This is a genomic window from Amycolatopsis sp. NPDC057786 (assembly GCF_042797905.1).
Taxonomy (GTDB): domain Bacteria; phylum Actinomycetota; class Actinomycetes; order Mycobacteriales; family Pseudonocardiaceae; genus Amycolatopsis.
Map to the genome: position 1 here is coordinate 25,856 of NZ_JBHVKW010000087.1, position 12,305 is coordinate 38,160.

Sequence of the window (12,305 nt, forward strand, 5' to 3'; positions counted from 1 at the left end):
TCACCCTTCCGGTCGTCGATGTGGCGAAGATGAGGACAAGATGAAGGAATCTTCACATAACGGGCGCTGAGAGGCGGGTGCCCACCAGCACGATCCGCAGCATCCGCTCGGCGGCGTCCGTCAGGAATTCCGCGCCACGCAGGATCGCCTCGTCGAGGTCCACCGGGCCCGGCTGGATGGCCTGGAAGGCGTCGATGCCGACGGCGTAGGTGGTGTCGGCGTCCATGCCGATCCGGCCGGCGAGCGCGACCACCGGCTTCCCGTGCGCCTTGGCCCGGCGAGCCACCTCGGCGGGTACCTTCCCGTGCGGGGTCTGGGCGTCGATCGTGCCTTCGGCGGTGACCACGAGATCGGCCGCGGCCAGCCGGGCGTCGAGGTCGACGTGGTCCAGCAGCACCTCGAACCGCGGCAGCAGGCGGGCACCCAGCACGGCGCACAGACCCGCGCCGAGACCGCCGGAGGCGCCGGAACCGGGCACGAGCGCGACGTCGGCGCCCAGGTCGCGGCGCAGGACGTCGGCCCAGTTGTCCAGCGCCGTCGCCAGCTTTTCAACCTGCTCGGGAGTGGCGCCCTTCTGCGGGCCGAACACCCTGGCCACGCCGCGCGGGCCGCACAGCACGTTGTGCGGGTTGACCGCCAGGCGCAGTTCGGTGTCCGCCAGTCGCGGATCCAGCCCGGCGACGTCGATATGCCGGGCCCGCGCCAGTTCCGCCCCGCCGGGGCCGACCTCCTGTCCGGCGCGATCGAGCACCCGTGCGCCCAGCGCCTGGAGTGCCCCGGCCCCGCCGTCGGACACGCCGGAGTCGCCGCAGCCGACGAGCACCGAGGCACAACCCGAGTCGAGCGCGGCGATCATCAGCTCGCCGACGCCCCGGCTGGTGGTGCGCCCGGGATCGCGGCGGTCGGCGGGCACCAGGCGCAGGCCCGCGGCCGCCGCCATCTCGACCACCGCCGTCGACCCGTCGCCGAGAATCGCGAAATGGGAGCGCACCGGCAGCCCGACCGGACCGGTGACGACGGTGTCCACCACCGTCCCGCCGGTGCTCCCGGCCAGCGCGACGGCCGAGCCCTCCCCGCCGTCCACCAGCGGGACACGGTCGATCTCCGCGAACGGGACGACCCGCAGCACCCCCTCGGCGATGGCGTCGGCGGCCGCTTCGGCGCCGAGACTTTCCTTGAACCCACTGGGGGCGACGACGATCCGCATGACTTCCTCCTGGTTGTTCACGGCACGAGCGGAAGGCCAAGACGAGGCCAGACGAGCAAGGCGAAGACGGCGACGACGACCACGTGCAGCGGCGCGAGCACGGCCGAAAGCCGGAGGAGGTCGCGGGGCGAATAGGTCGGCACGCCGTCGATGCCGGAGAACAGGGCGACGGGTTTGGCGGACGAGGTCAGGGTGTGGCAGAACCCCGCCGCCGCGGTGGACGCGAACACCGCCGCGGCCGGGGCCAGCCCGGTGGCCGCGGCGAGCGGGATCACCACCGGCACCAGCACCGAAGACCGCGCAGACCGGGACTGCACCGCCAGATGCGCGGCCGTGCTCACCACGATCACCACCGCCAGCACCACCCACGGCGGTGCGCCCCTGGCAGGACTCAAGGCCACGTCAGCCACCCAGGCCGCCGCCCCCGAGCCGACCAGTGCGCTGCCCAGCGCGGCCGTCGCGGCGGTGAACAGCAGCAGCGACCACGGCACGGTCTTCAGCGCCGTGCCCGTGGTGACCTGGTGCGGCGGCACGCACATCGCCAGTGCGCCGATGAGCCCGACCAGCGCGGGCGGCAGGCCGTGCCACGATTCGGTGCACCACAGCACCAGCACCACACCGGTGGTCACCGCCGCGAACCGCTCCGTCCGCGTCCACGGCCCCCGCGGCGGGAACCGCGCGCGCAGGTCGAAGCGGGCACGGCGGTCCTCGCGCGTGGTGAACAGCCGCAGGACGACCTCGGCCGCGAGATGGGACGAGACCGCCGCCAGCGGCAGGCCCAGCACCAGCCAGCGCAGGAAGCCGATGCCGTCGCCGGTCGCTTCACGCAGGAGCTGGTCGGCCACCAGATGCGCGCCCGCGCCGATGAGCGTCGAGACCGCCGACAGCAACACCACCGTCGGGAACAGCACTGAGAGCGCCTTGGCCATCCGCGGGAGCGCGCTCGCCAAGGCGGTGAACACCGGCACCGCCAGCGCCGCCCGCCCCGACGTCGAGGGGACCGCCAGCGACGAGACCACCAACGCGACCGTCGACAGATGCGCCAGCCCCCGCACCGACCGCGCCCGCGCCGGCAACACGGCCACGAACCGGTCGACCAGCCCCGAAGCGGTCAGCCCGGCCGCCAGCACGAACGCCGCGATCAGCAGCCACACCAGATCCGCGCCGAGGGTGGCGAACAGGTCGTCGGGCGTCAGGACCCCGGTCACGGCCAGGACGGCGACCGCCGCGAGCGCGACCCACGTGTCGTCCAGGCTGGTCAGTACCCATGCGCCTACGGCCGCGGTGAAGACGGCCAGTACCAGTGCGCCTTGCCAGGTCGGTCCGTCCGGTATCAGCGCGGTGGCCGACGCCGCGATGGCCGCGGCCGCGATCAGCCATGTCTTGCTGTTCTTGGAAGCCTTTTGGCTCTTGGGTTCCGGCGGCTTCGGTGTCGCTCGGGTCGTGTAGGTGTAGGCGGTCACGGTGACCAGCTTGTGGCGCGCTCCTGAATCGTCCGTTAAGGACGGATGAGGAGGTCTTCATGTTTCTCTGGGGGCGCGTGCCGCCTACCACGCCATGTCGCGCGCGACCTCGGCTTGGGCCATATCGATCTGCTCCTGCGTGACGCCGGGGATTTCGGTCTCGTGCTCCAGGCGAGTCAGCAGATCCATCAGCGCCTGCTTCTGGGCCGGGTGGGTGATCGGGACGCTGTCCAGATCTGTGCTCATCAACCAGTCGAACAACACCACGGCATCGGATCTCCAGAGCTTGATCGTCACGGTGGGAATGTCGTCGGCCATGCCGACATAGTGCCTTTCATCGTGATCCGAAGCGACGGGTTCGGTCAGCACGCCGAGGTCATCGCGCTGAAGGAAGAATCGGTAGACAGTGAAGGGTTTTTTCACGGAGGCCCGGGCGTGGGCATGCCGAGCCCGTCGCCGGTGTGGCGGGTTCCTCGGGATTCAGACGTGATGCAGGGTGTTGCGCCGGGGTTGTCGGAGCGGATCTCGGTACTGAGGCGGGATGAACTCCGGTAGCCCGTCGGTGGCCATGCGGACTGCCCAGTCGGCGTGGTGGATCAACCGGTGGTGGAAACCGCACAGCAGCACGAGATTCCGGAGATCCGCCGGTCCGCCGTCTGACCAGTGCACGACGTGATGGGCGTGGCAGTTCTTGGGTTTCCGATGACACCCGGGGAACGCGCAGCCACCGTCGCGGATGTTCAGCGCACGTCGTTGGCCTGGGGTGACGAACCGCCGCAGCCGCCCGACGTCGAGAGGTTCTCCGGCGGCGCTCATCACGACCGGCAGCATCAGGCAGTCGCAGGCGGCGAGGCGGGCTTCCCGGGCGGTCATCGTGCCGACGAAGTCCAGGCACGCGGTCCCGAGGCCGGACTTGAGTTCGTCGAGGCTGATGGTGACGTTCACCAGGGTGCGGTAGCCGCTGGTGCCGGGCTGATCCGGGCAGGCGATCGCCAGGACTCTTCAAGATCTCCAGGATCTGATCGATCCGCTCGTCCCCGACCAAGCCCTCCGCAGCGACAGCGGCGGTCGCGGGCGCCACGGCGGGAACCTCCGTGCCGTCCAAGGCACGGGTGGGGTTCAGGGCGATCGCCCGCTTCACCACCGCACCCGCCTCGGCACGCGACAACCCCGCCATCTCTGCGAACCAACCAGCCGTAGTGCCGTGCCCGTACAGGTCCTTGGGGCCCCGAGCCTCGATCTCCGCCAGAAACTGCCCCAACCCGGCAATGGCCATCCGAATCACCCGCAACGACTGCTGCACACCATGGGCAAGCTCCAGCTTGCCGGCGCGCCACAGTTCTTGCGGCAACTCGGGAAGGAAGGTCTCGGACACCCCTCAAAAATACCGCAAATCAACCGAACATGTGTTCGTAATTTTAAGCGACCAGCGAAACGCGCAAAACAACACTGACGGATGAATCGGACGGTCGGTCGATTCGCTCTGAGTGAGTCTCGCAATTAGCCGACTAACTGCGAGAAACCCCTAGCTGCTCAAGTCGATTTCGTGGCCTGTGGCCTTTTCCTTACCCTCAAAGCCCGCGATTAGTCGGCTAATCGCGAGGCTCTCGAAGCATCGCGACCTGTTCTCGCAGCGAAACGACCGCCTCGGCGAGATCGACCGGATCGACGGTCGCGGCCCATTCCCGGATGAGTTCGGACCGTCGGCGAACGAGCGGTTTCTCCTCGTCGCGGATGACTGCGGCCTGGGCGAACTCCTGAGCGTCGACGGCCGATTCCTTGCGTCGCCGGAGTTCGGCGATCCGAGAGGTCAGCAGGTCGATCTCGGTCGGCGGTTCGGTGGGGTCGCGTAACGGCGAACTGCCCCAGGCGGCGTTCTCGTCGAGGAAGGGAGCCCAGATCCGGGCGTAGGCCTCCCGCAACCGTTCCTCCGTCACACCGTGTTCGCCCAGGACGCGGGCCGGTCCACCACCGGTGGACAGCAGTCCGGTGACCAGTTCGAGCACGCCGGAGTGCCGCAGCACTTCGCGGACTTCGGCGGTGACCGGATGACCGTCCACGGTCCCGGCGGCCGGTGACGGATCCGTGCGAGCCGCTTTCTCCAGTTGCCACACGAGGACGTCGCGAGAAATCGCCAAGGCACCGGGCAGTGCGTATCCCGCGCCGTCGTCGAGGAGAGCGAGCAGGAGTTCCTCGCCGCCGATCCGATCGTGGCCCAGCCGGACGGCATGGGCGTGTGCCCGCTCCAACAAGCTCACGCCGACCGCTCCGACGAAGAGTCACCTATCCGCGGGAAAGGGGCGGTGGAGAAGATGATCTCCACCGCCACCTCGAAGAACTCCGCGATCCGCAGGGCGAGGTAGAGGCTCGGGCTGTACTCGCCGCGTTCGAGGTAGCCGATGGTCTGGTAATGCACGCCCAGCGCATCGGCGAGTTCGCGGCGGGAGATACCCCGTTCCGCCCGTAACATCGCGATCCGGTTGTAAACGACCTCGCTCATGAACTAGCCAATTCGCTGCATCGCCTTTTCCCGTCGTTCCGCCACCGAGGACCCGGACTCGCGCCGCGCCATGCGCCGCAGGACGACCGGGGCCAGCGTCAATCCGATCACGGCCCACACCGACAGCACGCCGAGGGTCTCCCAGGGCCGCCAGGACTGCCCGATCTCGACCATCACCGTCGAGTCCGGCAGGAGCGCCGACCGCATGCCAAGGCCGAGCCAGTACATCGGGAACACCTGCCCGATGTACTGCAGCCATTCCGGCAGCGCGGTGATCGGGTAGAAGATCCCGGAGATCGCGCCGATACCCAGTGTCGGCAGCATGATCAGCCCGATGCTGCGCGCGTTCGAGGTCAGCGAGCCGAAGATCGCGCCGATCGGCATGGTGGCGAGCAGGCCGAGTACCAGCACCCACGCCAAGCCCAGCCACGACGTCAGTCCGCCGGGCGCGATGCCGTCGAACAGGATCAGGCTGGGGATCAGTACCAGCACGATCGAGACGATCGTGTTCAACGACACCGTGACGACCTTGCCGACGAGGTAGCCGATCATGCCGTTCGGGGTGGCCTTGGCGCGCAGGAGCGTGCCGTCTTCACGTTCGACGGCGAGGACGCCCGCCATCCCGAGCATGCCGCTGAACACGATCGACGCGCCCAGCACGCTCGGCACGGTGGCGGCGCCGAGCGAGAACTCCGTGCCCGGCAGTTTCGCGCCGCGCATGAAGAACATGACGAGCACGAAGATCGCCGGGAAGAGGAAGGTGTTGAAGAGGTCTTCCCGGTTGGTCATCATCTGGCGGGCTTCGAGCCAGCCGCGCCGGACGCCCAGCCGGACACTGTGCTGAACCGTGTTCATCGCGCGCCCACCGCCTCGAGGGATTCGGCCTTGCGGACCAGGGTCATGTACGTGTCTTCGAGTGACGCCCGCCGGACCTCCAGGTCGCCGATGGCGTCCCCGTGCTGCTTGAACAGTTCGTGCACGTACTTCGTCGATTCCGTGGTCGAGTGCACGAACCGCTGTCCGTCCAGTGTCCAGCGCACCTCCGCCTCGCCGGCGATCTGCCTGCTCAGCGCGTCGGCCGAACCGTCGGCGACGATGCGGCCGTGGTTCAGGATGAGGATCCGGTCTGCCAGTTTCTCGGCCTCGTCGAGGTCGTGCGTGGTCAGCAGGATCGTCGTGTCGTCGTCATCGGTCAGCCGGTGCACGAGTTCGTGGAACTCGCGCCGCGCCTCCGGGTCCAGTCCGGCGGTCGGCTCGTCGAGGAACAGCAGTTCCGGACGGCCGACGATGCCGATCGCGACGTCGAGCCGTCGCCGCTGCCCGCCGGAGAGCATCCGGACCTTCTTGTCCGCGTGCTCGGTCAGGCCGACCGCGGCGACCAGTTCGTCCGGATCCCACGGCCGCTTGATGCGGTCCGTTGAGTACGGCGCGTAGTAGCCGCCCAGGTGTTCCAGCAGTTCGCGCACCCGCCATTTCGCGTGGTCGCGCCAGGCCTGGAGGACGACCCCCAGCCGCGCCCTCCAGTTCTCGTCCGCGTGCGCCGGGTCGGTGCCCAGCACGCTGACCTCGCCCTCCGACCGCATCCGGAAGCCTTCGAGGATCTCGATCGTCGTGGTCTTGCCCGCGCCGTTCGGGCCAAGCAGGCAGATCACCTCGCCCCGATGCGCGGTGAAGTCGACGCCGTGGAGGACGTCGTTCGTCCCGTACCGCATGCGGAGATCTTTGACGGAGATCATCACGTCGTGTGGATCTCTCATTGGTCACCCCCATCTCAGTGCTGCGATCGAATGTAGCACATCTACTACATATGATCTGAGACATACTCTCGCTCGAAGGGGGCATCTACAGTGAGCGCATGTCCACGAGCGCACGTGTCCGAGCCGACGCGTGCCCTGGTGTCTTCGCCACGCACGACGCCGCCGACGGTCCGCTCGCCAGGGTCCGGCTGCCCGGCGGCGCCATCACCTCGGCCCAGTTCGATGCGCTCGCGGACGCCGCCGACGACCTCGGGGACGGCGCCCTCCACCTGACTTCCCGCGGAAACGTGCAGCTGCGCGGCGTCACCCGGGCGGGTCTCGCGGGCAGGCTCGCCGCGGCGGGGCTCCTGCCTTCGCCGTCGCACGAACGGGTCCGCAACATCCTCGCGTCGCCGCTGAGCGGTATCGCCCAGAAGCTCGCCTCGGCGCTCGACGAGGCGCTGTGTGCCGTCCCTGAGCTGGCCGAACTTCCGGGACGCTTCCTCTTCGCCCTCGACGGTGGCCAGGGCGACGTCGCGGGGGAAGGTGCCGACGTCTGCTGGCGCGACGGAGCCGTGCTGCTCGCCGGCGAAGACACCGGCCTGCGGGTCTCTGCCGAACACGCCGTCGAGACCCTGCTCTCGGTCGCGCGAGCGTTCCTTCGAACGCGGGGAACGGCTTGGCGGGTCAGCGAACTCGCCGACACGAAGACGCTGATCGAGGGCATACCAGGCGAAACCGTGGAGCCGCGGAGGTTCCCGGTGAACCCCGGTCTTCCGATCGGGCCGATCGGGGAGGCGACCGGGGTCGCCCCCGTTTTCGGCAGGCTCACTTCGGCGCAGGCGCGCAAGATCGCGAAGGCAGGGAACGCCGTGGTCACCCCGTGGCGGTCGATCCTGGTTCTCGGCCCCGTGGAAGCGGAACCGGGGCTGATCACCGATCCGGGTGAGCCGTCGCTCGGGATCAGTGCCTGCGTCGGGCAGCCGGGCTGCGCGAAGTCGCTCGCCGACGTGCGGGCCGACGCGGTCCGGGTCGGACGGACGCCGCGAGCCCATTTCGCCGGGTGTGAACGGCGATGCGGAAAGCCCGCGCGCGAGCACGTCGACGTGCTCGCGACGGAGGACGGTTATCTGGTCGACGGGGCCTTCGTCCCGGTCGGCGAGCTGACTGAGTGGTTGGCGAAGAAAGACAGCGCCGAATTGAAGGGGCAGCAGTGATCGACTACATCCGGGACGGGGCCGAGATCTACCGGCATTCGTTCGCCACCATCCGTGAGGAGGCGGATCTCGCGATCCTCCCCGACGACGTCGCGGTGCTGGCCGTGCGGATGATCCACGCGTGCGGGATGGTCGACCTCGTCGACGATCTCCGCTACAGCCTGGACGTGGTGGAATCCGGCCGCGCCGCGCTCGAAGCGGGCGCGCCGATCCTGTGCGACGCGAACATGATCGCCTCCGGGGTGACCCGCAAACGTTTGCCTGCCGCCAACGAGGTGCTGTGCACGCTGTCCGATCCGAAGGTGCCGGGGCTGGCCGAGCGGATGGGCACCACCCGGTCCGCGGCCGCGCTGGAGCTGTGGCGCGACAAGCTGCCCGGGTCCGTGGTGGCGATCGGCAACGCGCCCACCGCGTTGTTCCGCCTGCTGGAACTGCTGGAAGAGGGGGTCGGTGCCCCGGCGGCGATCATCGGGGTCCCGGTGGGCTTCATCGGCGCCGCCGAGTCCAAAGTGGAGCTCGCGAAGCGGGCACCCGCCCCGTACCTGGTGGTGCACGGACGCCGCGGCGGCAGCGCGATGGCCGTCGCCGCGATCAACGCGATGGCGAGTGAGGTCGAATGAGCGGGCTCGGGAAACTCTGGGGTGTCGGGCTCGGGCCCGGTGACCCGGAACTGATGACGGTCAAGGCCGCCCGGCTGATCGGCGAGGCCGACGTCATCGCCTATCACAGCGCGCGGCACGGCCGGAGCATCGCGCGTTCGGTCGCCGAACCGTATCTGCGGGACGGCCAGATCGAGGAGAAGCTGGTCTACCCGGTCACCACCGAGACCACCGACCATCCCGGCGGCTACGAAGGCGCCATCGCCGATTTCTACGAACTGAGCGCGAAGCGGCTGGCCGAGCACCTCGACGCCGGACGCGACGTGGTCGTGCTCTGCGAAGGCGACCCGTTCTTCTACGGCTCCTACATGTACATGCACGAACGGCTCGCCGACCGCTACGAAGCGACCGTGGTGCCCGGCGTGACGTCGGTCAGCGCGGCGTCCTCCGTGCTCGGCCGCCCGCTGGTGCAGCGCGACGAGGTCCTCACCATCCTGCCCGGCACGCTGCCCGCGCCGGAACTCGCGCGACGCCTCGCCGACACGCAGGCCGCGGCGGTGCTCAAACTCGGGCGCACGTTCGGCAACGTCCGCGAGGCGCTGGCCGAAGCCGGGAAGCTGGACGACGCCTTCTACGTCGAACGGGCGACGTGGCAGGCACAGCGGGTCGAGCCGTTCGCCGACGTCGACCCGGATTCGGTGCCGTACTTCTCGCTGGCGTTGCTGCCCAGCCCGGCCTACGCCTCGCGGCTCGCCGACGAACCCGAAGCCGTCAGGAAGCAGGAGACGCATACCGGTGGCGAAGTCGTGGTCGTCGGCCTCGGCCCGGCCGGTCCCGGCTGGCTGACCCCCGAAGCGACCGAGGAACTGGCCGCGGCGGAGCACGTCGTCGGCTACGGCCCGTACGTCGCGCGAGTGCCACAGCGCGCGGGCCAGCAGCGGCACGCGTCGGGCAACCGCGTCGAGGCCGAACGCGCCGTCGAAGCGCTGGAGCTGGCCGCGAACGGTGCCAGGGTCGCCGTCGTCTCATCGGGTGATCCCGGCGTGTTCGCGATGGCGTCGGCGGTGCTGGAGCAGGTCGCCGCCGGTCACGGCGCGGGCGCCCGCGTGCGGATCGTGCCCGGTGTGACCGCCGCCCAGGCGGCGGCGTCCAGGGTCGGCGCGCCGCTGGGCCACGACTACTGCGTGCTTTCGCTGTCCGACCGGCTCAAGCCGTGGGAGATCATCGAACGGCGGCTGGACGCGGCGGGCGCGGCGGATCTCGTGCTCGCGCTGTACAACCCGGCGTCCCGCACGCGGACCACGCAGCTCGCGCAGGCCCGTGACGTCCTGCTCCGGCACCGCGCGCCGGAGACGCCGGTGGTCGTCGCCCGTGACGTCGGCGGACCCGAGGAGGACGTCCGCGTGGTCACCCTCGGCACCCTCGATCCGGCCAGTGTCGACATGCGCTGCCTGCTGATCATCGGCTCGTCGAAGACGCGGGCCGAGAACGGCGTGGTCTGGACGCCGCGCAGCTACTGACGGTTAGGACAATGGTGACGTGTGTTACCGCGGGTGAGGGGTGTGTGGAAATAGAGACGTTCAACGTCCCCATTTCCACACACCCCTCACGCCTCCGGCGGTCTGGCCGTCGTGACCGGACCGGTCAGGCGGGCACTGTGTGGATTTCTGGTCATCCAACGCCCCAAAATCCACACGGTCGCGTCCTTGGTCAGGACACCCCGCACTTACGAGTGATGCCCGAGGCCCGCGTTGCGGGCTTGGGCGAGCAGCACTTCCCGGTCGTCCGTGCCGGCCTTGGCGTGGATCGACGAGACGACGTTGCGCACGGTCTTGGGCGCGAGTCCCAGCCGTCGCGCGACGGCCGGGATCTCCAGCCCGCCCGCCAGGAGGTCGAGCACCTCGTGCTCGCGTGAGGTCAGCCGCGGGAACGCCCGCATCGGCTGCGAAGCGGCCAGCAAGCCGTAAAGCCGGTCCGCGGCGCGCTCGCCGAACACGACCGCGCCCGCCGCCACCCCGCGGATGAACCGGACCAGATCGTCGTGCCCCGCGCTCCGGGACAGGACGCCGCGGGCGCCCGCGAGCATCGCGGCGATCACGAGTTCGCCGTCAGCCGGCGGGGTCAGGACCAGGATGGCGGTTCCCGGTACGCGGGAAGCCACTTCGCGCGTCACGGCGAGCCCGTCGAGCCCGGGTGGGTGAACGGGCAGGACGAGGACGTCCGGACGAAGGGCCGTGGCGTGCCAGACCGCTTCGCGTTCGTCGGGGGTGTGGGCGACCACCTCCAGCTCCGAGGACGCGAGCGGTTCGGGGACACCCGCGAAGACCACGGTCACCGCTTGGGTTCGAATCGGCACGCCATCGGTTGTAGCGCAGAACTTTTGTACAGTGTCGGGCCGTTTTCGGTGAACAATGTCCCTTCGATAACGGATCGACGATCGGGGGTCTGGTGCCGAGACGCGAGCGCCCGCTGGGGCCGGGCGACGACGTCGTCGTGAGCTTCGCGGCGGATCTCCGGCAGCTTCGCGAGAAGGCCGGCGGGCCGACGTACCGCGAGCTTTCGACCCGTGCGGGCTACTCGGCCGCCGCGCTCTCCGAAGCCGCCGGCGGACGGAAGCTACCGGGCCTCGCGGTGACGACCGCGTACGTCACCGCGTGCGGCGGCGACGTCCAGGCCTGGGAGGAACGCTGGCGCACGGTCGCGGCCGGTCTCGCCGCGGCCGCGGGCGATCGCGACGACGCCGAGCTTCCGTACCTGGGGCTGGCCGCGTTCCAGACGGCCGACGCCGCCCGGTTCTTCGGCCGCGAGCGGCTGGTCGCCGAGCTGACCGGCAAGCTCGCGGAACGACGGCTCGTCGGTGTCTTCGGCGCTTCGGGTTCCGGGAAGTCGTCCGTCCTGCGAGCCGGATTGGCGGCGGTGAGCGAGCGTCCGGCCGTCATCCGGACACCCGGCGCGCATCCACTCGAAGAGGAGATCGACGCCGAGGGACGGCTGCTGATCGTCGATCAGTTCGAGGAGGTCTACACGCTCTGCCGGGACCAGGCCGAACGCGAGAAGTTCGTCGACGCGCTGCTCGCGCTCTCCCGCGACGAGCACGGGACGCGGGTCGTCCTCGGTGTCCGCGCGGATTTCTACGGTCACCTTTGCCGTCACGCCGGTCTGGTCGAGGCGCTCACCGACGCGCAGGTGATGGTCGGCCCGATGACCGCCGACGAACTCCGGACCGCGATCGTCGAACCCGCCGTCCGCGCCGGCTGCCGGGTCGAGGCGGCGCTGGTCACGACGCTCGTCGCCGACGCCACCGGTCAGCCCGCGATGCTCCCGCTGGTCTCGCACGCGCTGCTGGAGACCTGGCACCGCCGCCAGGGGATCACGCTGACCAGCGCGGCGTACGAGGCGGCCGGCGGGATCCTCAACGCGATCGCGCAGACCGCGGAGGCGGTCTACACGGATCTGGAGCCGGACAGACAGCGCGTCGTGCGGCAGATCTTCCTTCGGCTGACCGCGCTCGGCGAAGGCACCGAAGACACGAAGCGCCGTCTCAACCGCCGCGAACTCGACGACGATCCGGCGACCACCGAGG

The 12,305-nt window shown here is 69.7% G+C and carries 12 protein-coding genes and 1 pseudogene; 4 read left to right on the forward strand and 9 right to left on the reverse strand.

Annotation, left to right across the window (positions count from 1 at the left end; all coding sequences use genetic code 11):
* Positions 1 to 52 precede the first annotated feature (52 nt).
* The 8 genes and pseudogenes from ACFVM3_RS32330 to ACFVM3_RS32365 form a co-directional block, all read right to left on the reverse strand.
* Positions 53 to 1,207, reverse strand: coding sequence for a glycerate kinase (locus ACFVM3_RS32330; RefSeq protein WP_378443715.1), 1,155 nt, complete (start codon positions 1,205 to 1,207; stop codon positions 53 to 55).
* Between the two features lie 17 nt (positions 1,208 to 1,224).
* Complete coding sequence (locus ACFVM3_RS32335) at positions 1,225 to 2,670, reverse strand: SLC13 family permease (protein WP_378443716.1); 1,446 nt, start codon at positions 2,668 to 2,670, stop codon at positions 1,225 to 1,227.
* Positions 2,671 to 2,754: 84 nt separating this feature from the next.
* A complete protein-coding gene (locus tag ACFVM3_RS32340; RefSeq protein ID WP_378443717.1) occupies positions 2,755 to 3,093 on the reverse strand; it encodes a hypothetical protein in 339 nt (112 codons plus the stop codon).
* A 57-nt stretch (positions 3,094 to 3,150) separates the two neighbouring features.
* Positions 3,151 to 4,045, reverse strand: a pseudogene (locus tag ACFVM3_RS32345) (DUF222 domain-containing protein).
* 217 nt (positions 4,046 to 4,262) lie between these two features.
* The gene (locus ACFVM3_RS32350; protein WP_378443718.1) at positions 4,263 to 4,928 is read right to left on the reverse strand and encodes a Clp protease N-terminal domain-containing protein; all 666 of its coding nucleotides are present in this window, start codon (positions 4,926 to 4,928) and stop codon (positions 4,263 to 4,265) included.
* Complete coding sequence (locus ACFVM3_RS32355) at positions 4,925 to 5,170, reverse strand: helix-turn-helix transcriptional regulator (RefSeq protein WP_005162705.1); 246 nt, start codon at positions 5,168 to 5,170, stop codon at positions 4,925 to 4,927. The genes ACFVM3_RS32350 and ACFVM3_RS32355 overlap by 4 nt, the downstream gene beginning before the upstream one ends.
* A 3-nt stretch (positions 5,171 to 5,173) precedes the next feature.
* Positions 5,174 to 6,025: an ABC transporter permease gene (locus tag ACFVM3_RS32360; protein WP_378443719.1), complete on the reverse strand. Its 852-nt coding sequence runs from the start codon at positions 6,023 to 6,025 to the stop codon at positions 5,174 to 5,176.
* The gene (locus tag ACFVM3_RS32365; RefSeq protein WP_340685086.1) at positions 6,022 to 6,927 is read right to left on the reverse strand and encodes an ABC transporter ATP-binding protein; all 906 of its coding nucleotides are present in this window, start codon (positions 6,925 to 6,927) and stop codon (positions 6,022 to 6,024) included. The genes ACFVM3_RS32360 and ACFVM3_RS32365 overlap by 4 nt, the downstream gene beginning before the upstream one ends.
* 98 nt (positions 6,928 to 7,025) lie before the next feature.
* On the opposite strand from ACFVM3_RS32365, the gene ACFVM3_RS32370 reads away from it, so the two are divergent.
* The 3 genes from ACFVM3_RS32370 to ACFVM3_RS32380 are packed head-to-tail and all read left to right on the forward strand — an operon-like array spanning position 7,026 to position 10,242.
* Positions 7,026 to 8,123, forward strand: coding sequence for a precorrin-3B synthase (locus ACFVM3_RS32370; protein ID WP_378443720.1), 1,098 nt, complete (start codon positions 7,026 to 7,028; stop codon positions 8,121 to 8,123).
* Entirely contained in the window at positions 8,120 to 8,743 is a 624-nt protein-coding gene (locus ACFVM3_RS32375) for a precorrin-8X methylmutase (protein WP_016332061.1), read from the forward strand. The genes ACFVM3_RS32370 and ACFVM3_RS32375 overlap by 4 nt, the downstream gene beginning before the upstream one ends.
* Positions 8,740 to 10,242: a precorrin-2 C(20)-methyltransferase gene (locus ACFVM3_RS32380; RefSeq protein ID WP_378443721.1), complete on the forward strand. Its 1,503-nt coding sequence runs from the start codon at positions 8,740 to 8,742 to the stop codon at positions 10,240 to 10,242. The genes ACFVM3_RS32375 and ACFVM3_RS32380 overlap by 4 nt, the downstream gene beginning before the upstream one ends.
* Positions 10,243 to 10,448: 206 nt before the next feature.
* Here ACFVM3_RS32380 and ACFVM3_RS32385 read toward each other — a convergent pair whose 3' ends face one another.
* A complete protein-coding gene (locus ACFVM3_RS32385) occupies positions 10,449 to 11,078 on the reverse strand; it encodes a response regulator (RefSeq protein ID WP_378443722.1) in 630 nt (209 codons plus the stop codon).
* 92 nt (positions 11,079 to 11,170) lie between these two features.
* Between ACFVM3_RS32385 and ACFVM3_RS32390 the strand changes: the two genes are divergently transcribed.
* Positions 11,171 to 12,305 (forward strand): helix-turn-helix domain-containing protein (locus ACFVM3_RS32390; protein WP_378443723.1); only part of this gene is annotated, 1,135 nt, incomplete at its 3' end.